This is a genomic window from Litoreibacter roseus (genome assembly GCF_009811795.1).
GTDB lineage: Bacteria > Pseudomonadota > Alphaproteobacteria > Rhodobacterales > Rhodobacteraceae > Litoreibacter > Litoreibacter roseus.
Map to the genome: position 1 here is coordinate 38,231 of NZ_BLJE01000005.1, position 20,677 is coordinate 58,907.

Here is a 20,677-nt window from a genome sequence, read left to right on the forward strand (position 1 = left end):
CATGACGAGCGACCTGCCGGCGGCCTATTGCTTTTTCCAGAATGTTGAACCGCGTCCCCCCTTGGACGCGGTTTTTGATCGTGACTACTTGCTTTATGCGATCAAGGGTGCCTTGCGGGTGACCGTCGCGGAAGACATATGGTTGCTGCCGCCGTCCTTCGCGGCCTGGATACCTGCGGATACGCCGATCTTTGTCGATATCGACAAGCCGGTGACTACTTGTTCGGTGCTGACATCGCCGGGGTTCTGTGCGACGTTGCCTGATACGCCGACTGTTTTTCAGATGTCGCCAATGACCCGGCTCATGATCCGGCACTGCAAAGATTGGGGGGCCGATGGACCGCATCCCGATGAAGCGAACGGGTTCTTTCTCGCGCTGCTGAACGTCTGCGCCGGGCTTGTCACCCGATCAATCGATGTAAAGCGCCCAACAGCGACTGACCCGGCCTTGCAAGCCGCTATTGCGTTCACCGAATGCCACCTGACTGACGGCATTACAGCAGGCCAGGTCGCGCGTGCTGCCAACCTGTCCGAGCGAAGCCTCCAGCGGCGCTTTAGCGAAAACGTTGGTATGAGCTGGTCCGAAACACTCACCCGGCTTCGCATGATCCATGCCGTTCAGCTTCTGGCCGAAGACGATTTATCGATTATTCAGATCGCCGGAGAAGTCGGCTTTGACTCCCTCAGTGCATTTAATCGGGCGTTCCGAAAGTTTGCTGAAAGCACTCCGTCAGAGTTCCGAAAAACGCTGAAGGAGTGAAGGTATGCGATGTAGACGTTTGTGCAAACCGCAGCATCGTTCGAAGTGAACACGAAGCCTACCGACCGGACTGAGCAAGGCGCAGCGCGATTATCTCGCAGCTCACGTCCGAGACATCGTTAGGTTCCAACGCCCTACTAGGACACTGCAAGCCTAACCCGTTCAAAGGACGACGAGCGTCGCTGCGTTGTCATGAAACGTGGATGGGCCGGTGGCGAATGCTCGCTGAAATCTCGTCGTTTTAAGAGGTCAATTGCTGAAAGGTTCGGCTGAAAGGCTGAAGCTAGATTCTGTCGAACTCAGGATTAGCTTCCGACATCATTTCATCGGTTCGACCGGGTTCGATTTCAGACCCACCAACAAATGCCCGTTGATCGGAAGCGGTTTTCAATCTGCTATCAACGTTTGACTGTAAATCCGCTATGCGCCTTTCTGCACGCCAAAGCCTGTCTTTCTCCGATGGACGTGGCCAGTGGATTGCCCGGTCCAGAGGTGGCGGTCATTTCTCTTCCAGCGCCCTCGTCACCCGCGCCCGTCACGGCCTCTCCATGGGCTGATCTGACCGGGACCGGCTGACGCCTCGACCGCCTCAGCCGCAACGCCGGGTTCGGACTTTCTTCCCCTGGGCTTTGCCCATTCCTCGCGGGACGACCCTCACGGGTCCAAGAAAAGTCCGGCCCCGGCGTCCTCCGCTGCGCTGCGGGCCACAGGGGCTGCGTCGGCGGTCGTCCCGGTCCTGACGATCGCCATCGAGACCGCGACGAGCGCGGGATCGAAAACCAATAGGAGAAATGACATGGCTACCATCGGAACCTTCAAGAAGACCGGCAACGAGTACGTCGGAGAAATCGTCACCCTCAACGTGCAGGCGCAGAACGTCCGCATCGTCCCCGAGGACAGCACTTCGGGCGAGAACGCTCCTTCCCATCGGGTCTTCGTCGGCCGCGCCGAGATTGGCGCCGCCTGGTCGAAGCGCTCGAACGAAGATCGCGATTATCTGAGCCTCAAGCTGGACGATCCGAGCTTCACCCAGCCGATCTACGCCAACCTCTTCGATGACGCCGTCGTCGAGGGCGGCGAGGAGACATTCAGCCTCATCTGGTCCCGGGCACGCCGCAAGAACGGCGACTGAGGACCTCGGTTTCAGCTCCGCCCGGGCGACCGGGCGGAGTTTTTGACTATACGGGCAACCAATATTTGCGAATGACGGCTCTGAGCCCAATTTACTGGATGCTGCGACGTGAACGAACAGCGGCTTCCGGACATCCGTAAACGGTCTCTCACGTGGGCCTTGCCCCGACTGCTTCTCTGCTTTGAGGTTCCGTCGCCAGGATTGAACCAGCTAAAGCCTCAACATCTTTCATCGGCGGCAAACCAAACTGCCGACGGTATTCGCGGCTAAATTGCGATGGGCTTTCATATCCCACTGCAAATGCCGCCTGCGCTGCCGACTTCTCTTCGAAAAGCATCAGCCTGCGCGCTTCCTGCAGACGCAAACGCTTGTGATATTGCAAGGGCGACATTAGTGTTACAGCCTTGAAGTGCTGATGCAAAGCCGAGGGTTGCAAATGCGCTTCTTTGGCCAGTCGGGCCATTTCAAACGGCTCCCGGTAGTTTTGTTTGATCGAAGCGATCACACGCGCGATCTGCTTCCCCTGCCCCGGCCCATAGACACTGCGCACCGCCGCCTGTCCGCCAGGTGCACGGATGATCCGGTAGAGCAACTCACGCTCATAGAGTTTGGCAAGCGCGGGAATATCGTCGGGCGATTCAATAAGTTTGACCAGCCGCATTGCAGCATCCACAATGTCCGGTGTTGTTTCACCAAGAAACAAACCTGGCCCTTTTGACGTTGCTTCATCATCCCAAGGCATATCAACGGCAAGATCGGACAGGACTCCAGCGTCAATACCAATGCGGATGCAAAGATATGGCTCTGCAAGGCTGGCGGACGTGATCTGTCCGATTATGGGTAGGTCGAAAGACACAACCAGGTAGTTTGCGGGGTCGTAATCATAGATATGATCGGCAAGCATCACCCGCTTTGCACCTCGCACCACGATACAAAGTGCCGGTTCGTGAACCGCATGCAGGTCTTGGGTCTGGTGCGTGCTGCGGATGAGGTCCAACCGAGGAACCGGAGTTGTATGAACGCCGTCAGATCGCACAAATCGGGCAACCAGCTTCGCAAGATCTTCCACCGTCTCTGTCATGGTTTATCCCAAATTTCATAAGCAAGCCGTGCGGCTGCATTGCATACCATCTAGGCTGAGGTAAGCAGATTTCCCACCTTCACGGAGAATTAGGCAATGATCCCGTGGGATCGTGCTACCGCTTAAAGCACAGGCGTCCACATATCTCCTGCATGAGGGACGGCCCCGAACATGGGGCCAACGACAGACAGGAGGTCGATATGACGGATAACAAAAAGGTATGGTTCGTAACCGGAGCTTCACGAGGCCTTGGTCTTCAGATTGCAAAAGCGGCTTTGGATGCTGGTGATCGTGTCGTAGCGACCGGGCGGGACGCGGATGCTGTTAAAAAAGTATTGCCGGACACCGACGACTCACTCGCATTGCAGCTGGATGTAACGGACGCCACCCAAGCCGATGCCGCCGTGGCCAAAGCCGTTGATCATTTTGGACGTATCGACGTTCTGGTGAACAATGCCGGCTATGGACAGCTTGGCGTGTTCGAGGAGATTGTGCACGAAAAGATCGTCCGCCAATTCGACACCAACGTGCATGGCACGATGCACGTCACCCGCGCTGTGTTGCCGACCATGAGATCGCAAAAATCGGGCCACATCTTCAACATTTCGTCCATTGGTGGTGCGCTCGGCTTCGACATTGCGTCGATCTACTGCGCCACAAAATTTGCGGTCGAAGGGTTCTCGGAATGTCTGGCCCTTGAGGTGAAACCATTCAACATCGGTGTCACTATTGTTGAGCCAGGCTTCTTCCGCACGGATTTCCTTGATGAAAGCTCAATCCGATACTCAGATCAGCCGATCGGTGACTATGCCGAATACGCCAAGGCGACGCAGGGCTTCTATCAATCACAAAACCATGTGCAAGCCGGAGACCCAGCAAAGCTTGGCGCTGCGTTGGTACGTCTCTCACGCGAAGATGAGGCACCTTTGCGCTACGCCGCTGGCTCAGATGCATTTGAATATCTCAGCGGTGCCTATGATGCCCGAAAGGGTGAGCTGGCCAAGTGGCAAGACCTGTCCAAATCGACAGACGGCGCAACCGCGTCTGCGGCTTGATCATAAGCTGAATTAGACCTGAAGGCATGTGATTTCGGATGCCTTTTGAAGATCAACATAGAGCTAAAGGACCATGACCATGCACAAGATTACCCTTTCAGTTATCGCGTTTGCGATCAGTCTCTCGATGTCCCCGGTGAACGCTCAAAATGATGAAGGAAGCACGATGCCCGACACCACCGCAGAACGGCTTCAGCTTGGTGCTGATGTCATTCTCAAGCTGAACAACGGCGTTCCTCAAACCACGCTGGAAAACATGCGTGAAGAATTTCCGTTCTTGGCCGACGCCACTCAGGCCTACGCTCTCGGCGACGTCTGGACCCGCCCCGGCCTTGATGACCGCACGCGCCAACTTGCAGCGGTGGCGGCCTTTGCGGTCATGGGAGAGCGTGGATTGATGAAAATCCACGCAGGCTACGCTCTCAACGTCGGTGTGACCGAAGACGAGTTGAAAGAGATCGTCTACATGATCACCGTGCCAGCAGGTTTTCCGAAGGCGATCCTCGCCTCGCAGACCATGTCAGAGCTGTTTGAAGAGCGGCGCAGTGCCGGGACAAACCAGTGAGAGGGATTGGACATGGATTGCTTGCCAAGGTTTTCGCCGTCGGATTGGGGGTCATCATGAGTGGCACGACCGCTGGCGCGCAGCTTGTCACCACCGATTTCCCACGCTCGCCGCGCCCAGAGGCCCCAACAGAGCCGCAATCGCACGAATTCGTCGGCATGTGGGTGACAGAAGACGGTCATATCCGCCATGATCTACTGCCGAACGGGCGTTACGATGAAGCACGCGGTGACCGGGAAAGTGCCTATCAGGGGCGCTATCACGTCACCGACGATATCATCCAATATTGGGACGACACCGGTTTCTATGCTGATGGCCAGTTCCGAGATGGTGTCCTCTATCACGGCGGTTACGTTTTCTACCGCGAGCAATAGCGCCCCTCCCCAATCCACCGTGAAATCAACGGCATATGAGACCGGAGATCAAAATGACCAAAACCTACCGACTTACCATTCTGCGTGGCTTGAGCCTCGTCGTTTGTTTGATGCTAGCACTTTGGTTTTCTCCCAGCGCTGCTGAAGACTCCTCGATGGAAGAAGAAAACCGACAGATTGTTGGTGACGCGTTCAAAGGCTGGGAGGCGGGCACAGTCAATGTGTTCGATCTCCTGGCCGATGACGTCATTTGGACCATCACAAGTTTCGATCCAATGGTATCTGGAACGTACCATGGAAAAGTAGACTTGCTCTCCCGCACGGTCGAACCCTTTAGCGAACGCATGAGCGAAGGTCTCAGCCCAACCGTATACAGTGTTTGGGCAGATGGAGACGAGGTTATCATTCATTTCGATGGCCAGGGGAGAACGGCAGCCGGTGATATCTATAGGAACAGCTACCTCTGGATCTTCAAGATGGATGGTGGTCTTGTCACAGAGGTCATTGCATTCCTAGACACAGCAGCATTTGCGGCCCTGCTTTCACGCGATCCGAGCTAACTGCTCGATCTGGTTTCGCCCTGCACCATTTGATCGAGGTTTCCGATGATGTGCACCAAAAGGCCTGTGAACTGGACTTTCTGTTCATTCGTTAGTCCTATCAGCGCTTCTCGGTTGCCCTTCACGAGAGCGTCAATAGCCATGGGCATCTGCTCCAAAGCCATTGATGTGAGCGAAATCTTCTGAATGCGGCCATCTGTGGGGTCTGGCTTGCGTTCAATTAAACCGTCGCGCTCCATCCGGTTGAGCATCTGTGCCATCGGCGGCTGCTCAATCTTCGCAAAGCGTGCAAGGTCACGCTGCGTGTCCGCATGACCGTCTCGCAGAGCCACCAGAACCGGCAGATGACCCGGCGCAAAGCCTAGCGGCTTCAGGCGCGCCTCGCTGAGCCGCGCGAAGCTGCGTGCAGTCAAGCTGATCAGATGCCCTGGTGTTGAAAGCACATCATCCTTGTCACTAGCCATTCTTGCGAGCCTCGCCAAAATATTACATACGTAGATATATAGATTCGTTTTGAACCTGCGCAACCTCATTACAGGACAGCTTCAATGATCGAAGAACAGCTTACAGTCAAAACCCAAGACGGTGATTGCCCACTTCTCGTTTATACCCCGACAAACGGCAGTTGCGGCCCTGCCATCATTTTCTACTTTGACGCCGGAGGCATTCGCCCGGCTGTCGCGGACATGGCGCAGAAGCTCGCAGACGCCGGATATGTGGTTCTGCTGCCAGATCTCTTCTACCGTCACGGCCCATATGGACCTTTCGATCCCGTCGAAGTGCTGGCGGGCGACATGATGGCCATTCTCGGCCCTCTGCTCATGACCACGAACAATGCGAAGGCCGCAGAAGACACCGGCGCGATCCTCGACTACCTCGCGACGCGGAGCGATGTCGTTGGAGATAATGTGGGCACAGTTGGGTTTTGTTTTGGTGGCGGCATGGCCATCACGGCAGCCGGAACCTATCCCGATCAGATTTGTGCCGCTGCGAGTTTCCACGGGAGCAATTTGGCCAGTGATGCGCCTGATAGCCCACACCGTTATGCATCAAAGCTGAAAGCCGAACTCTACATCGCTGCCGCCACGAATGACGAACACTACCCTGCTGAAATGGCGAAGAGCTTTGAGGCAGCGCTGGATCAGGAAGGCGTGATCTACACGGCTGAAACCTATCCTGCTGCACATGGTTGGATGAAACCGGATTTCCCGGTCTATGACGTGACCTCAGCAGAACGTGGATGGCGGGAGATGATTGGGTTCTTTGATCGCGCGTTGAAGGCAACTGGCTGATGTAGATGCGATACTGCTGCGGGAGGGGGCGAAATGACGCTATGAACGTTGATAGGGATCGCTAGTAAGCAGATTATTTATCGTCTCGTCGCTGAAATCCTCATCACACCTCCGACCCCGTACTGCATTGCGCAAACAGCAGATTTGACCGGCTAAAGGCTCAGTATCGAGCTATCCTTTCCAGCCATGCTCCAACTCAGAAATACCTTCAGTTTCATTGAGTAGCCTGACGATAGCCGTAAAAAGCGGCATCGCCACAGGTTCGGCGTGATAACGCCTGAATCCTTTCCATGCATAAGCATTTTGGGGATGAACCAAAATGCCGTGTCCGTCCAAGTAGCTCCCACAAAAGATGCCAAGAGCAAACGGCTCGTCATGTTCGACCGGAAGATACTGACATTTTTCTCGATAGATGCCGCGTTGGTCCTCTTCCCCCGGCAGCACGCTGTATCCAGTTTTCGCAAGCTCCTTAGTCAGAAAATTGCACAGGGCGTTAGTATATATCAATTCAGGGTGCTTTTCGCGTGAAGCGTAGTCAATTTCGTCTTGGTCAGCTGGAAACAAATCGGAGCGAAAGAATATACTTGTGCGTTCCATGCTCACCCACCCGCGAATTATCAATCATAGTTGCAGGGGAATGTTGACCGAGTGCATGGCAACAATCAACCTGAGTGGCGCTAACTGCATTAAAGCAGCGAAGATCAGCACCGCCTTATGTGGCCCTTGGTTGAAAGCAATCGTTCGGATACCTGTTACGAATGCTCGCCTCTCTAGTCGGGTACCTGACTATCGTCTTTCACAATTTGCGGTTGGACTGGCCCAGCCTTCCGCCAGTTGCGCGACCGTGATCCCGTTCAGCGATGCCTCAAATTGCAATCGTGCGGCGTTTAGCGCGTCATCGGTTGCCGCGTAGGCCGCCTTTGCCAGCAGGCAACTTGGGTTATCCTCGTCATTGCCAATCGCAAAGAGCTTCGGGGAGCCAAGCGCCTCGTAGATTGCAAGCAGGGTCACGTCGGTCAGCGGTTTGGCAAGTGACCACCCGCCCCCATGGCCCTTGGTTGAGGTCACGATCCCGGCCTCGCGCAGACCGGACATCGTGCGGCGCACAACGGCAGAATTTGTTTGCAGCATTTGTGCGATTTGCTCGGAGGTCGCGGGCCTATCCATTTCATCCAGATGCAGAAGGGCGTGCAGCACACGGGAAAGCCGTTTGTCCTGTCTCATTCGGTGGTTTCACCCCATTCACGTAACTTTTAAACACACAAGAGATTGACACTTGCGATCTCTTGATACATTTAGTGATACATGAGTATTGCATCAAACGCCAGCTTCTAGGCCGATACGGTTCATTCAAAACGATGGGCGGCTTTGGCCGTACTATTTCTCGCCAGCTTCATGAACCTAATCGACGTCAGCATCGTGAATGTGGCCCTGCCGCAGATACAAGCCGATACCGGCGCCACCGCAACGCAGCTTGAATGGGTCGCCGCGATCTATGTCCTGGCCCTTGCAGTTGGCCTGCTTCCCTTTGGCCGTTTTGGAGACGTCTTCGGTCGGCGGTGCTTGTTTATCTGGGGCCTGATCGGTTTCACCGTGTCTTCCGCTGTCTGCGGCCTTGCACCGGATGTGGTGACACTGATCGCAGCGAGGGCGGTCAAAGGCATTGCAGCGGCAATGATGGTGCCGCAGGTTCTCGCCATCGCCCATGTGATCTTTCCGGCCGAGGAAAAGTCACGTGTCTTCGGCCTCTTTGGCACCGTGTCGAGCCTTGCGGTTGTGGCAGGTCCGATCATCGGTGGCGCATTGATCTCAGCCGACATTGCAGGTCTTGGATGGCGCTTGGCCTTCCTGATCAACATCCCACTTGGCATTGCAGCGCTGATCGGCATACGCATCTTTGTTCCCCTACTAGATACCGATAGTGACGCTCAGTCTGACTGGATCGGGACATCACTCTTCACCGTGGCTGCGGTGTTGCTGGTCTTGCCCCTGATCGAAGGCCGCGCACTTGGTTGGCCTTGGTGGTGTTTTGCCGCCTTGTTTTCTGCAATCCCCGCAACACTTGCCTTTGTCGCCTTTGAGCATCGCCGCAGCGCGAATGGCTTATCAGCCCTGATGCCGCCCGGCCTTCTATCGAACGGTCCCTATCTGCGACGGCTCGGACTGGTGACACTGTTCTTTAGCGGCGTCCCAGGTCTGTTCCTCGTGCTTGCGATTTTCCTGCAATCGGGCTTTGGGCTGACCGCCTTGCAAAGCGGCCTTGTGACAACCCCGTTCCCGGTCGGTGTCATGCTCGCCTCGATGACAACAGAGCGGTTTGGCAACCGTTACCTCTCAGCCCGCATCGCGGGCGGGGCAGCGTTGCTGATGATTGGTATGGTGGCGCTGCAATTGGTGATCCGCTCCATTGGGGCCGACCTGAACCCCTATGCGTTCACCCTGCCACTTCTCGTCTGTGGCTTCGGCATGGGCACGGCGATCATGTCGCTGTTTCAAGTCACCATGTCGAGCGTCGAGCCCCAGGATGCGGGCGGAGGGTCGGGCGCCATGCAAGCTTTCCAACAGATCGGCGCAGCCCTCGGCATCGCGATCGCGGGTCAGATCTTCTTTGGGCTGCTCGGTGAGAAAGGCATGGCCGCTGGCGCTGCCACAGCACCCCGCTTTGTCGAGGCCGCTGCCATGGCCACAACCTATTCCATCGCCGTTTTCGCGACACTGACAGTTCTGGTTGGCGTTTCGGCATGGCGCACAAGAAGGGACAAGACAGGACGATGCCACAAGCCCATGAAGATGCTGCCGGGTTTTGGGAAGGCCACTATGCGAAGTTGACGACGCCTTCTGGTGGTCGCCCGTCAGCCATTCTGGTTCGATTTACTGAGGGCCTCGTTCCTGCGCGTGCGCTCGATCTGGGTTGCGCCCGTGGGGACGACGCGATCTGGCTCGCAAAGCAGGGATGGGCGGCCACGGGCGTTGATGTGGCGCAGTCCGCAATTTATGCGGCGCAACGGGCAGCGAAAACTGCTGGCGTCAGCGAACGCGCCCCCTTCGCGCGTCACGATCTGAATGTCTCCATCCCAGATGGAGCGTTCGATCTCGTCTCGGCTATGTTTCTGCATTCGCCGGGCAAGTTCGACCGGGCCGCAGCATTGCAGCGCGCAGCAAGTGTAGTTGCACCGGGAGGCATGCTTCTGATCGCAGCACACGGATCACGCGCACCCTGGTCCTGGACTGATGCGGACACGATCTATCCCACGGCAGACGAAGAACTGGCCCATCTCGACCTCAACCAATCCGAATGGAACGAGGTCTTCATCGGGCCCATCGAACGGGTCGCAAACGGCCCGGGCGGCCAAACGGCAACGGTGATCGACACGGTCATCGCGCTCGAAAAATTGCAATAGACATAATGATTGGACCAAGCTTTCCGACATTAGTGACGTCCCCCGCTATTTGAGCAAATGTAAAGCCGTCATTCGTGACTGAGTTGCGAACGGCAAGTTTGTCCCGCTTGCCGCCAATTCAGCAGTTCATTTATTAACGACGTTTTGGCTTTCGCGTCGGTTTTCCAACAGCGCAGCCGGCTCGACGTCCAAGGCTTGCGCGACATGCCAGAGCGTGACGATCGTGACGTTCTGCTGGCCGCGCTCCATGGCGCTGACATGCGCCCGATCAATGCCCATCTTCACCGCGAGCGCGGCCTGACTCATGTTCGCTTGGGTCCGGTAATGCTTGAGATTGTTACCAAATGTGTGACGGATATCCATCCGCCGACACAGCCCTATCGCGTATTGTAGTGCGACGCGCTATAATACGCGTACCTGCTTGTTCAAGCATCGTTCAACAGCAGAAAAACGACCGTTCCGTTGTCGGATGCTTGCCAGCCGGGGTGAGCATGAGGCATTAACCATTGTTGCGTATGGACGCACGAGGGGGACACAAATGGCCGACCAGATTGCCGAAGATTTTGCCGATGTTCCTCCCAAAAACGACTTCGTGACCGACTACGATCGCCAGCATTTGAAGCTCTACGCGCGGCTCCTTGACGCCGAAGCGGACGGCGCACCGCTCGCCGAGATCGTCAAAGTCTTGTTCGGTATTGACGCCGAGAATGAGCCAGAACGTGCCCAGAGGCTTCATGCCGGGCATCTCGGACGCGCGCGCTGGATGACCGAAAACGGATACCGAAGCCTCATCGCTGGCTGACCAGGGCAGATCCAATGCACGATGCGTTTCGCGCATCGCCCTATGCCGAGCGTCTCCCTACGAATTCCCGTTTAACGCGAGCATATTGCTAAGTCCAAAGCGTCTGACGCTCGGCGCGTAACAGTTGGAGAGCGGATATGCCAACGAACTGGCGAGACGAAACCGACTACGATTACATCGAAAACCTCGATGCGTCCGGGCTGGCTTGGGAGTGCCTGAGACGCAATCCGGACTACCGCGCCGCATTCCCGAACATGGCCGAAAGCGATGCGGCCCCTTGGGGGTTACGATTTCCCGGTCGATCCTGAGCTCAAAGCGACGGACGCAAGGCTCTACTGGAGACCATCCGTTGCTCCAGCAGTGACGTCCCTGATGACGGCCAGAACCCTCGGTGAGGCCGAACACGCTGTCTTCGATCAGGTCATCGTCGAAACGAAGCGCGGCACACGTGGTCGCTACTGGACGTACATTCGGACCGGATTGATCGTCGTTTCCGACGACGCTTTGACCGGAGACCGCCCGCGAGCCGTCATCATCCCTTTGGCTCCCGACTGGTCAATCAGGATCGCGACCGCCCAGCGTTTAAGGCGTGTCTGGCGCGGCCAGACACCGCGCGCCTTGTTCACCCTTCAACGACGCAAGCGCATCGCTCGAGCGCTTAGGACCGACGACGCCCGACAAGCGAGCGCGCGTCTTCGCGACATCGCGGTGGCCTATTTCGGCGCACGACGGGTCGCCGCCGAACCTTGGAAGACGAGCGCTCTGAAAGCGCAAGTCGCGCGTCTCGCCGCATATGGACGTACCCTCGTCAGTGACGGCTATCGACAGCTATTGCGCGGGAAATCAGCAGCCCGCTTGCCTCGAAAGTAGCCGTCTCACCGCCCTCCAAACGGGCGCTATCGCGACACTTCTCGCCCTTATCGAAGGGGTGACGATTCCTCGCGAGAATCTTCGTCATCCCTCCCGGGCGCCCTTCTCCGCTTCTCTGGCCGCGAGCCGTCCCTCGCATCCCGCGACGGACCCGCGATGATCAGAGGAGCCCCCGATGCCCGATCCCAATGCCGGCCTGCCGCCGCGCTATCTCAGAACCCCTGAAGCCGCCCGTTTTCTAGGTCTGTCCGGCCGCACGCTGGAGAAACACCGCACCTACGGGACCGGCCCGAAGTATTCCAAGATCGGAGGTCGTGTCGTGTACGCGGTCGAAGATCTGCAAGCCTGGGTCAGCCGCGGCGAGAAACGCTCGACCTCCGATGACACGGGCGACACCGTGCTTCCGGCCAAGCGGCATGCGGCGATCTCGCCGGCCTATAGCGGCGAGAAGCGCTCATGAGCAGGCGCACGACCATCGAGCTGACGTGGATCGAAGGCCGCATCGAGCGCTGGCTGCGCTTCGGTCGGATCGTTCAGGAGACGATCAAAAGCCGATCGGTTCGTGTCGTCGGTGTCGATCCCGGCGGGATCTTCGCTTTCATCCGCTGGGCCGCGAACGACTACGGCACGGTCGAGAGCCGGATCGATATCCTGCAAGCCGTGCGCCCCGGCGAGCGCTATTCGACGGCGCCATTCGTGACCCCCGGTGGAGTGTCTCTGTTGCGGCTGTCCGGCTGGCCGAAGGTCGAAGCGGTACTGCTCTGCATCGACCAGATCGAGGCCGAAAACATCCCACCGGAGGATGCCTGCCCGGACCATTGGCGGCACGTCCATAACCGCCTCAGCTGCAATCTCGGGCCCCGCCGCTACACGCCTTTCCGGCATGACGCCTGGCTCAAACGTCGGGCGCTGGCGGCATGAAACGCGCGCGCCCCTCGCTCATCTTCGGCAGCGCCGGTATCGCCCTGATCGCATTCTCCGCGATCGTCCGCGCCAACCCGATCCTCGTGTGGAACGCGTCGGCCAGCGTGCCGATCGGCTTCTACGCCGTGCAGCCGCTCGACACGCCGAAAGTCGGCGATCTCGCCGTGCTCGAACCGCCATCTCCGCTCGGCGACTGGCTCCTGGAGCACGGCTATATCGGCGCCGACGTCCCGCTCATCAAGCATGTCGTCGCGCTTCCCGGACAGCGTGTCTGCCGCGTCGGCGTCACGGTCCGCATCGACGGCGAGACCGTCGCGACCGCGAAAGAGCGAGATCGGTTCGACCGCCCGCTGCCCGTCTGGCAGGGCTGCCAACGGCTGACCAACGATCAGGTCTTCTTCCTCAATCCCGACACCGAGGCGAGCCTCGACGGCCGGTATTTCGGGCCGCTGCCGCGCGACACGATCCTCGGTCGTGCGGTGCCGATCTGGACGCGGGACGGTTGACGCGATGGCCTTCCTTCTCCCTTCCGGCCTTCGTCTCATCGCCGCGTCCGCGATCCTGATCACGCTTTCAGGCTGCGCCAATCCGCCCGCGGCCGGCGCACAGGATACTGTCTCGCGCTCCGCGGAGACCGCAGCACCAAAGTCCGATATCGACGCTCATGTTGCCGAAGCGGCGCAACGCTTCAGCATCCCCGAGCGCTGGATACGCGCGGTCATGCAGGCCGAAAGCGCGGGCAATGCGCGCGCCGTCAGCAGCGCCGGCGCGATGGGCCTGATGCAGATCATGCCCGGCACATGGGCTGAACTCCGAGCCGCGCATGGGTTCGGCTCTGACCCGTTCGACCGCCGCGAGAACATCCTCGCGGGCGCGGCCTATCTGCGCCAGATGTATGACCAGTTCGGCGCGCCGGGGTTCCTGGCTGCCTACAATGTTGGCCCCGGACGGTATGCCGAGCACCTTCGCACCGGGCGGATATTGCCGCGTGAAACCCGTCGCTACGTTGCTGCGCTTTCTCAGGAACTCAGCTTCTTAGATGCAGCGCCGTTGCAGTCTGTTCGCACCGTTTCTGCCGACCGGTGGCAAGCTGCACCGCTTTTTGCGCCAGTCACAGTTGCGCGTGAAGCGCAACGTGGAGCCGAACCAGACCACTCATCGGCTGATATTCAGACCGTCGACGAACCAACTCAGGCGCGTTCACAGAACAGCCAACCGAACCCGCTCTTCGTCTCAAGAACCGAGGATTCGGACCGATGACCGCACCAGTCTGGCTCCGCCCCGTTCTGTCGTGCAGGTTCGTATGGAATGCAGCTGACGGAGGAGTGCAGCCGAACTCAACGACGGGAGGGCAAGATAAAAGGCCGGGCACGCGGGGGCGCTACGGCGTTGTTGTGGTTGGGGTTTTTGCGTGCTGCGCACTTGGTCACAGTGCTGCACTCCCAGCTATCCCTCTGATTATATGCGCCTTTCACCGTGCCATGTCAGATTTTGGGAAGGTACGAGCGTGAGCCAGCGCGATGGCGACATCCGCATCAAGCCGGGGCGTATCCGCGACAAAGGACCGTCGGCCAGGCGCGCGAAAAGCTTCGTCGGACAGGTCATGCGCGCCGCGAAGAAGGCGGGGCATACCGGCAATCATTTCAGGACGAACGGAGGTCGGGCTGGACGGTCGACCTTTGGGCGCGGACGCTTCGTCAGAGTCTCGCACGGCCTCGCGCGAACGCAACGCCGGGTTGTGGTAAATGCGCGGATCGTCCGACATCGCGGCCAGAAGTTTCGGTCAGCACCGCTCGCCAAGCATCTCGACTATCTGAAGCGCGAGGGCGTCACCAAGGACGGCCGGGATGCGGCCATGTTCGACAAGGAGCACGACCAGGCCGACGACCGCGCCTTCGCCGCGAGCACCGAAGACGACCGTCATCATTTCCGCTTCATCGTCTCGCCGGAAGACGCCGGACAGATGGAGGATCTGCGCGCTTTCACGCGCGACCTCATGGCCCAGGCCGAGCGCGATCTCGGCACCGAACTCGATTGGGTCGCCGTCGATCACTGGAACACCGACAATCCGCATATCCATGTGCTGGTCCGCGGCAAGGCCGATGATGGGAAAGACCTCGTCATCTCGCGCGATTACATCAGCCGCGGTCTGCGTGGGCGGGCGGAAGAACTTGTCGAGTTGGAGCTAGGTCCGCGCAGCGAGAGGGAGATCGCCGCCGGTCTGGATGCAGAGGTGAAGGCTGAACGCTGGACCGGTCTGGATCGCGCGCTGAGATCTTACGCCGATGACACCCTCGGCGTCGCCGACCTGCGGCCCGGCGCGCCCGATCTCGACGACAAAGACCTCAAGCGCCGAATGATCGGACGGGCACAGACGTTGGAACGGTTCGGCCTCGCCGAAAAACTCGCGCCCTCGGTCTGGCAGCTCAGGCCAGGCATGGAAGACACGCTGCGCGAAATGGCCGTGCACGGCGACATCATCAAAACGATGCACCGGGCGATGGGTGGTCAGGCCCGCGCACAAACCGACTTCGCTATCGAGGGACAGCCGGACAATCCGATCCTAGGCAAGCTGGTCGATCGCGGGCTGCACAACGAACTCTCCGGCGAAGCCTATGCGATCATCGATGGGGTCGATGGGCGTCTCCATCACCTACGCTTCCGCGATCTCGATCTCACCGGCGACACGCCTATCGACGGGATCGTCGAGACGCGGAGTTGGGCCGGGAATGATGGAGGATCGCGACGCCTAGCTTTGGTCGGGCGGTCGGATATCGCGCTCGAGAAACAAGTTGATGCCGATGGTGCGACCTGGGTTGATCGGCTGGCGCTCGCCAAGACCCGTGCGCCGCTGGCGCAGAGCGGGTTCGGAGCCGAGGTCCGCGACGCATTGGAGAAACGCGCCGAGCATTTAGTCGGACAGAGTCTCGCGACGCGACAAGGGCAGCGGGTCACCTTCAACCGCGATCTTCTCAAGACACTGCGCCAACGCGATCTCGATCAAGCTGCAAGCAAGATCGCCAACAACATGGGCCTGTCGTTCCGCAAGTCTGGTGAGGGCGAGACCGTGGCTGGCACCTATCGCCAACGCCTCGACCTCGCGTCCGGCCGCTTCGTGATGATCGACGACGGGATGGGCTTCGAACTCGTGCCCTGGAAACCCACGCTCGAAAAGCATCTCGGCCAAACGGTCACGGGCACGGTCACGGCGGGTGGCGGCATCGACTGGTCGCTCGGCCGCAAGCGCGGCCTGTCGATCTGAGCACTGGAGCATTTGATGACCTCGAAGAAACACGCATCACCGGCCACCGCCATCCTTTGGGGCCAGATCCTCATCGTCTCGACCGTCGCGCTGCTCTTCGTATGGGCGGCAACGCAATGGGTGGCGTTCCGACTCGGCTTCCAGTCCGAGCTTGGCGATCCGATGACGACGATCCTTGGCCTGCCGATCTATGCGCCGTGGAATGTCTTCGTTTGGTGGTACTGGTATGACGCCTATGCGCCGCGCGTCTTCATGGAAGGCGCGATCATCGCCGGTGCGGGCGGCATTGCTAGTGTCGCTGTCGCGATCTTTCTCTCCGTGCTGCGCGCCCGTGAAGCGAGCAATGTCACCACCTACGGCTCTGCCCGGTGGGGGACCGAGAAAGATATGCGCGAGGCAGGCTTGTTCGTCGACGATGGCGTGGTGCTCGGGCGCTACCAATCCCGCTACCTCCGCCATGACGGACCCGAGCATGTGCTGTGTTTCGCGCCGACGCGATCCGGCAAGGGTGTCGGGCTGGTCGTGCCCTCGCTCCTGACGTGGCCGGGCTCGGCGATCGTCCACGACATCAAGGGCGAGAACTGGCAGCTTACGGCCAACTACCGTTCGCGCTTTAGCCGCGTGCTGCTCTTCGATCCAACCGATCCGAATTCGGCGGCCTACAATCCGCTGCTCGAAGTGCGGCGCGGCGATACGGAAGTGCGCGACGTCCAGAACGTCGCCGATATCCTGGTCGATCCCGAAGGTTTGCTCGAACGGCGGAACCATTGGGAGAAGACCAGCCATTCGCTTTTGGTCGGCGCGATCCTGCATGTCCTCTATGCCGAAGCGGACAAGACGCTCGCCGGCGTCGCGGCGTTCCTGTCCGATCCGAAGCGCCCGATCGAGTCGACCCTCGCGGCCATGATGCGCACGCCGCATCTCGGAGATCACCCGCATCCGGTCGTCGCGCAGGCCGCACGCGAGCTTCTGAACAAATCAGACAACGAACGCTCCGGTGTGCTCTCGACGGCGATGAGTTTCCTCGGGCTCTATCGCGATCCGGTCGTCGCCAAGGTCACGCGTCGCTGCGACTGGCGGATCGACGATTTGGTGACCGGCGACAGACCGGTAACGCTCTATCTCGTGGTACCGCCATCGGACATCTCGCGGACCAAGCCCCTGATCCGTCTTGTGCTCAATCAGATCGGTAGACGGCTGACCGAGGATCTGCACGCCATGCGCAGCCACCGCATGCTGCTGATGCTCGACGAGTTTCCCGCACTCGGGCGGCTCGACTTCTTCGAGAGCCAGCTGGCCTTCATGGCCGGCTATGGGATCAAGGCATTCCTGATCGCGCAATCGCTCAACCAGATCGAGAAGGCCTACGGGCAGAACAATGCGATCCTCGACAACTGCCACGTCCGCGTCGCCTTCGCGACGAATGACGAGCGCACAGCGAAGCGTGTGTCTGACGCCCTCGGCACTGCCACTGAGATGCGGGCGATGAAGAACTATGCCGGGCATCGGCTCTCCCCATGGCTCGGACATCTCATGGTCTCCCGGCAGGAGACTGCGCGACCGCTCCTCACGCCCGGCGAGATGATGCAGCTCCCGCCAACGGACGAGATCGTGCTGGTCTCCGGCGCGCCGCCGGTCCGGGCGGAGAAGGCGCGCTACTATGCCGATCCGCAGTTCAAGGCACGGATTGGCCCTCCGCCGGATCGCAATGCGCAAGCCGGAGTGATCTGCAGCATGACGGACGATTGGAGCGACCGCGAACCGATCGCCGCGCCTCCGCCCAAGAAACGGAAGGGATCGAGCGAGGATGTCGACGGCGGCATCCGTCGGCAGCCCGACCTTCCGGATCATGAAGACATCGCGCCGGAACCAGCGCCTGCGCGCAGCGAGTTCGCCGATCTCGATGACGAGCAGGAAGATGACGCGCAGCGCGCCAAGGCCATGCGTGACCGGTTTGGCACGGTCGCACGGCAGGCTTCGCTTGATCCCGATGACGGGATCGAGCTCTAGGAGGTGGCCGTGAAGAAAGATCGTTTGAATGTCTATTTTGATCCGGCTCTGTCGGTTGAGCTCGACGCTTTGGCCGCGCGTCGGAAGGTCTCGAAATCGCAGATCGTGGAAGCGGCGCTCGCCGCATTCCTGTCGCCCGATGGAGCCGATCAGCGCGAGGCCGCGATCGTGCGACGTTTGGATCGACTTACCCGCGCGGTCGAGCGCTTGGAGCGAGACGTGTCGATCGGGAATGAAGCCGTCGCCCTATTCGTGAAGTTCTGGCTGACAACCACACCGCCATTGCCCGACGAGATGCGGGAGGCCGCACAGGCCTCGGGCAAGGAACGATATGACGGGTTTGTTGAAGCGCTCGGGCGGCGACTCACCAAAGGCGGCTCGCTCACGACAGAAGTGTCCGAGGATCACCGGACCCCGGATCCACCATCCTGATCGTGGGTCAGTCCGCTCGCACGAGATTGCGGGCGAGACTGATCGTTCGCCGCAAGACCGGATTGTCCCGCGTCGGCGACCACACCAGACTGAAACCCATCTTGGGCGCATTTTCGATCTTCGCGAAACGTACACCCGGATAGGCCGTGCCGGTCCAACTTCTGAGCCCGAGCGTGACGCCCATATCGAGTCCTACCATATTCAACAGCGCTTCGCGGCCGACATCGTGAAGGACGACCCGACTTCGCTTTGGTGGCTTAGCGATCAGCTCACTCAAATAGGCCTGTATGTCCGGCCCTGGATCACGGGCCATCAAAATGATCTTTGTGCTGGCTAGGTCATCGGTCCGGATACTGTCGGCGGCCTCCAATCCGTCGTCAAATGGCAAAGCGGCTACGACTTGCTCTGACCACATGGGAAGCACGTCGAGATCATCCGTACCCGCATCGCCATACAGGATCGCGGCATCGATGCTTCCTCGATATAAACCGGCGATCAGGGCCGAACGCGTATCCTCAAGGATCGAAATCTCGATGTCGGGCATTGCCGCGGCGATCACCTGAAGGAAGTCGCGCTGATGCCCGGTCGACATCGAGTCTATGATCCCGATGACGAGCACGCCGGTTCGCGCAGCGCCGTCCCGTGTAGCCAGCATCACGGCACGATCGAGATCGCGAAGGGCCGCTTGCGCGCGGCGCAGGAAATTCTCACCAGCGCGCGTGAGGCGGACACCATCGGAGCGTCGCTCGAAAAGCGACACTCCGATTATGTCCTCGAGTTGCCGGACGCGTCTGCTGAACGTCGACTGCTGCAAGCCTCGCATCGTGGCTGCTGCCCGAAACGAGCCGGCCTCGGCCACAGCGATGAACGACCGAAGATCGCTCAGCTGTGGCTGGGTAGAGCGATATGCGGCAACATCGTTCATCGCTGACTACCGATCCTAGGCTGCCGAGGCCTGTTTCATCTCGACCGCGCCGACCTGGGTGAAGATATCGAGCGTGTTGATCTCGTCCCAATGCTCGACGAACTTTCCATCTTCCACGCGCCAGATATCGATCGATCGCATCGTGAAGGCGGACCCTGTTTCCGGGTTTCCCATGAAGTTGCCCGTATGGGTGCCCTCATAGCGATAGCGGCCGACGGCGCGCGATCCGTCCTCCGAGACGAAGACGTCCTCGGCGGTCACGACCAGATCGGGCACGCCCGCGAGGATCGCCCCGAAGACATCGATCACACCGTCGAGGCCGGGGGCGGCGTATGGGTTGTGATTGACATAGTCGGGGGCGACGATCTCCGCGAAGCGCGAAAGATCACGTCCGTTGATGATCTCGGCGAAGAGGTGACCGAGGCGGGCGGTGTCGTTGGTTGTCATGGTGGCTCCTTTCATAACGAGACTATATGGTCTCGTTTATGTAACGAGACGGATCAGTCTCGTCAAGTGCGATCCTCTGTGCTATGGGTTCACTCATGACGACGAAGACCGACCCATCACCTTCCTCACGCCTGCGCGACAGCAAACGCACGGCCATACTCGATGGCGCGCGCGAGGTGTTCCTGCGCGAGGGCTTTACCGGTGGGAGCGTCGATGCGGTCGCGGCGAAAGCTGGGGTCGGCAAACAAACGGTCTATCGCCATTTTGGATCGAAGGACGGCCTCGTTATCGGTCTCGTCCGCGCCATGTGCGATGTGCCGGAACTCGAAGCGGACGCGGGAACGACCGGCGACCTCATCAATGCTTTGCGAAGGGAGCTTCGTGCCTTCGCGGAAGGACTCGTGCGTCCCGAGAGCATGCAGCTCTACCGCGCCATCGTCGCCGAGGCCGAACGCATGCCGGAACTCGGGAAACTGTTCTACGACGCCGGACCGAAAGTCATCCGCCAGCGCCTGACCGAGATCCTTTCATCCCGGTTTTCAGAACGTGAGGCGCGGGAGAAAGCCGAAATGCTGGTCCAGCTGACCCTTGGCGAGGCTTATTTCGAGCTCACGCTCGGTCTCGCCGAAGCCGATACGAAAAGGCTCCATCGCCAGATTGATAAAGCGCTGCGCGTTATCATCGGCGAAGGCTGAATACCGAGTTCGATCTTCGGCACATCGGCTCATTTACACCGATTACGCGCAGTCTGGTGATTCTCACCACCGAAACCGGCCATCGCAGGC

General features: G+C 59.4%; 28 protein-coding genes. 20 read left to right on the forward strand and 8 right to left on the reverse strand.

Features of this window, described 5'->3' with window-relative positions; translation table 11 throughout:
- Position 1 precedes the first annotated feature (1 nt).
- Positions 2–760 carry an AraC family transcriptional regulator gene (locus KIN_RS17985; RefSeq protein ID WP_159809695.1) on the forward strand — a complete coding sequence of 253 codons (759 nt, stop codon included), beginning with the start codon at positions 2–4 and terminating at the stop codon, positions 758–760.
- A gap of 654 nt (positions 761–1,414) precedes the next feature.
- Here the strand turns inward: KIN_RS17985 and KIN_RS17990 are convergent.
- On the reverse strand, positions 1,415–1,558 hold the full coding sequence (locus KIN_RS17990; protein ID WP_159809697.1) for a hypothetical protein: 144 nt from the start codon (positions 1,556–1,558) through the stop codon (positions 1,415–1,417).
- Between KIN_RS17990 and KIN_RS17995 the strand changes: the two genes are divergently transcribed.
- On the forward strand, positions 1,557–1,892 hold the full coding sequence (locus tag KIN_RS17995; protein ID WP_159809699.1) for a DUF736 domain-containing protein: 336 nt from the start codon (positions 1,557–1,559) through the stop codon (positions 1,890–1,892). The two genes, KIN_RS17990 and KIN_RS17995, sit on opposite strands and share 2 nt — an antisense overlap.
- 148 nt (positions 1,893–2,040) lie before the next feature.
- Here KIN_RS17995 and KIN_RS18000 read toward each other — a convergent pair whose 3' ends face one another.
- The gene (locus tag KIN_RS18000) at positions 2,041–2,973 is read right to left on the reverse strand and encodes an AraC family transcriptional regulator (RefSeq protein WP_159809701.1); all 933 of its coding nucleotides are present in this window, start codon (positions 2,971–2,973) and stop codon (positions 2,041–2,043) included.
- A 200-nt stretch (positions 2,974–3,173) separates the two neighbouring features.
- Here KIN_RS18000 and KIN_RS18005 point away from each other — a divergent pair, with 200 nt between their 5' ends.
- The 4 genes from KIN_RS18005 (at position 3,174) to KIN_RS18020 (ending at position 5,527) form a co-directional block, all read left to right on the forward strand.
- Positions 3,174–4,028: an oxidoreductase gene (locus KIN_RS18005; protein ID WP_159809703.1), complete on the forward strand. Its 855-nt coding sequence runs from the start codon at positions 3,174–3,176 to the stop codon at positions 4,026–4,028.
- Positions 4,029–4,107: 79 nt separating this feature from the next.
- Complete coding sequence (locus KIN_RS18010; RefSeq protein WP_159809705.1) at positions 4,108–4,593, forward strand: carboxymuconolactone decarboxylase family protein; 486 nt, start codon at positions 4,108–4,110, stop codon at positions 4,591–4,593.
- A 56-nt stretch (positions 4,594–4,649) separates the two neighbouring features.
- Positions 4,650–4,967 (forward strand): Atu4866 domain-containing protein, encoded by a 318-nt coding sequence (locus KIN_RS18015; protein WP_159809706.1) that lies wholly within the window; start codon positions 4,650–4,652, stop codon positions 4,965–4,967.
- A gap of 53 nt (positions 4,968–5,020) precedes the next feature.
- The gene (locus KIN_RS18020) at positions 5,021–5,527 is read left to right on the forward strand and encodes a nuclear transport factor 2 family protein (protein WP_159809708.1); all 507 of its coding nucleotides are present in this window, start codon (positions 5,021–5,023) and stop codon (positions 5,525–5,527) included.
- Here KIN_RS18020 and KIN_RS18025 read toward each other — a convergent pair.
- The gene (locus KIN_RS18025; protein ID WP_159809710.1) at positions 5,524–5,991 is read right to left on the reverse strand and encodes a MarR family winged helix-turn-helix transcriptional regulator; all 468 of its coding nucleotides are present in this window, start codon (positions 5,989–5,991) and stop codon (positions 5,524–5,526) included. The genes KIN_RS18020 and KIN_RS18025 overlap by 4 nt on opposite strands.
- 84 nt (positions 5,992–6,075) lie before the next feature.
- Here KIN_RS18025 and KIN_RS18030 point away from each other — a divergent pair, with 84 nt between their 5' ends.
- On the forward strand, positions 6,076–6,819 hold the full coding sequence (locus KIN_RS18030; protein WP_159809712.1) for a dienelactone hydrolase family protein: 744 nt from the start codon (positions 6,076–6,078) through the stop codon (positions 6,817–6,819).
- Positions 6,820–6,990: 171 nt separating this feature from the next.
- Here KIN_RS18030 and KIN_RS18035 read toward each other — a convergent pair whose 3' ends face one another.
- Positions 6,991–7,416 carry a hypothetical protein gene (locus KIN_RS18035; RefSeq protein WP_159809714.1) on the reverse strand — a complete coding sequence of 142 codons (426 nt, stop codon included), beginning with the start codon at positions 7,414–7,416 and terminating at the stop codon, positions 6,991–6,993.
- Positions 7,417–7,605: 189 nt separating this feature from the next.
- Complete coding sequence (locus KIN_RS18040; protein WP_159809716.1) at positions 7,606–8,043, reverse strand: RrF2 family transcriptional regulator; 438 nt, start codon at positions 8,041–8,043, stop codon at positions 7,606–7,608.
- Between the two features lie 144 nt (positions 8,044–8,187).
- Here KIN_RS18040 and KIN_RS18045 point away from each other — a divergent pair, with 144 nt between their 5' ends.
- Positions 8,188–9,648, forward strand: coding sequence for an MFS transporter (locus KIN_RS18045; protein ID WP_243144975.1), 1,461 nt, complete (start codon positions 8,188–8,190; stop codon positions 9,646–9,648).
- Complete coding sequence (locus KIN_RS18050; RefSeq protein ID WP_159809718.1) at positions 9,591–10,220, forward strand: class I SAM-dependent methyltransferase; 630 nt, start codon at positions 9,591–9,593, stop codon at positions 10,218–10,220. The genes KIN_RS18045 and KIN_RS18050 overlap by 58 nt, the downstream gene beginning before the upstream one ends.
- Positions 10,221–10,346: 126 nt before the next feature.
- Here KIN_RS18050 and KIN_RS18055 read toward each other — a convergent pair whose 3' ends face one another.
- Positions 10,347–10,583 (reverse strand): helix-turn-helix domain-containing protein, encoded by a 237-nt coding sequence (locus tag KIN_RS18055; protein WP_159809720.1) that lies wholly within the window; start codon positions 10,581–10,583, stop codon positions 10,347–10,349.
- Between the two features lie 175 nt (positions 10,584–10,758).
- Here KIN_RS18055 and KIN_RS18060 point away from each other — a divergent pair, with 175 nt between their 5' ends.
- The 10 genes from KIN_RS18060 to KIN_RS18105 all read left to right on the forward strand — a co-directional run bounded on the left by KIN_RS18060 (position 10,759) and on the right by KIN_RS18105 (position 18,520).
- Positions 10,759–11,022 (forward strand): DNA -binding domain-containing protein, encoded by a 264-nt coding sequence (locus KIN_RS18060; protein ID WP_159809722.1) that lies wholly within the window; start codon positions 10,759–10,761, stop codon positions 11,020–11,022.
- A 137-nt stretch (positions 11,023–11,159) separates the two neighbouring features.
- On the forward strand, positions 11,160–11,330 hold the full coding sequence (locus KIN_RS18065; protein ID WP_159809724.1) for a transcriptional regulator domain-containing protein: 171 nt from the start codon (positions 11,160–11,162) through the stop codon (positions 11,328–11,330).
- A gap of 64 nt (positions 11,331–11,394) precedes the next feature.
- Positions 11,395–11,892 carry a DUF2285 domain-containing protein gene (locus KIN_RS18070; protein WP_159809726.1) on the forward strand — a complete coding sequence of 166 codons (498 nt, stop codon included), beginning with the start codon at positions 11,395–11,397 and terminating at the stop codon, positions 11,890–11,892.
- A gap of 175 nt (positions 11,893–12,067) precedes the next feature.
- The gene (locus KIN_RS18075; protein WP_111793675.1) at positions 12,068–12,352 is read left to right on the forward strand and encodes a helix-turn-helix transcriptional regulator; all 285 of its coding nucleotides are present in this window, start codon (positions 12,068–12,070) and stop codon (positions 12,350–12,352) included.
- Entirely contained in the window at positions 12,349–12,813 is a 465-nt protein-coding gene (locus KIN_RS18080) for a DUF2840 domain-containing protein (RefSeq protein ID WP_159809728.1), read from the forward strand. Before KIN_RS18075 ends, KIN_RS18080 begins: the two co-directional genes overlap by 4 nt.
- A complete protein-coding gene (locus KIN_RS18085; protein ID WP_159809730.1) occupies positions 12,810–13,322 on the forward strand; it encodes a S26 family signal peptidase in 513 nt (170 codons plus the stop codon). Before KIN_RS18080 ends, KIN_RS18085 begins: the two co-directional genes overlap by 4 nt.
- A gap of 4 nt (positions 13,323–13,326) precedes the next feature.
- On the forward strand, positions 13,327–14,076 hold the full coding sequence (locus tag KIN_RS18090) for a lytic transglycosylase domain-containing protein (protein WP_159809732.1): 750 nt from the start codon (positions 13,327–13,329) through the stop codon (positions 14,074–14,076).
- A gap of 247 nt (positions 14,077–14,323) precedes the next feature.
- Complete coding sequence (locus tag KIN_RS18095) at positions 14,324–16,078, forward strand: relaxase/mobilization nuclease domain-containing protein (RefSeq protein WP_159809734.1); 1,755 nt, start codon at positions 14,324–14,326, stop codon at positions 16,076–16,078.
- Between the two features lie 15 nt (positions 16,079–16,093).
- Complete coding sequence (locus KIN_RS18100; RefSeq protein WP_159809736.1) at positions 16,094–18,088, forward strand: conjugal transfer protein TraG; 1,995 nt, start codon at positions 16,094–16,096, stop codon at positions 18,086–18,088.
- Positions 18,089–18,097: 9 nt separating this feature from the next.
- On the forward strand, positions 18,098–18,520 hold the full coding sequence (locus KIN_RS18105) for a ribbon-helix-helix domain-containing protein (protein ID WP_159809738.1): 423 nt from the start codon (positions 18,098–18,100) through the stop codon (positions 18,518–18,520).
- A 7-nt stretch (positions 18,521–18,527) separates the two neighbouring features.
- Here KIN_RS18105 and KIN_RS18110 read toward each other — a convergent pair whose 3' ends face one another.
- Together KIN_RS18110 and KIN_RS18115 are read right to left on the reverse strand one after the other, a co-directional pair.
- Positions 18,528–19,445, reverse strand: coding sequence for a LysR family transcriptional regulator (locus KIN_RS18110; RefSeq protein ID WP_159809740.1), 918 nt, complete (start codon positions 19,443–19,445; stop codon positions 18,528–18,530).
- Positions 19,446–19,460: 15 nt separating this feature from the next.
- Positions 19,461–19,892: an ester cyclase gene (locus KIN_RS18115; protein WP_159809742.1), complete on the reverse strand. Its 432-nt coding sequence runs from the start codon at positions 19,890–19,892 to the stop codon at positions 19,461–19,463.
- Positions 19,893–19,987: 95 nt separating this feature from the next.
- Here KIN_RS18115 and KIN_RS18120 point away from each other — a divergent pair, with 95 nt between their 5' ends.
- Positions 19,988–20,587 carry a TetR/AcrR family transcriptional regulator gene (locus KIN_RS18120; protein WP_159809744.1) on the forward strand — a complete coding sequence of 200 codons (600 nt, stop codon included), beginning with the start codon at positions 19,988–19,990 and terminating at the stop codon, positions 20,585–20,587.
- Positions 20,588–20,677: the final 90 nt, after the last annotated feature.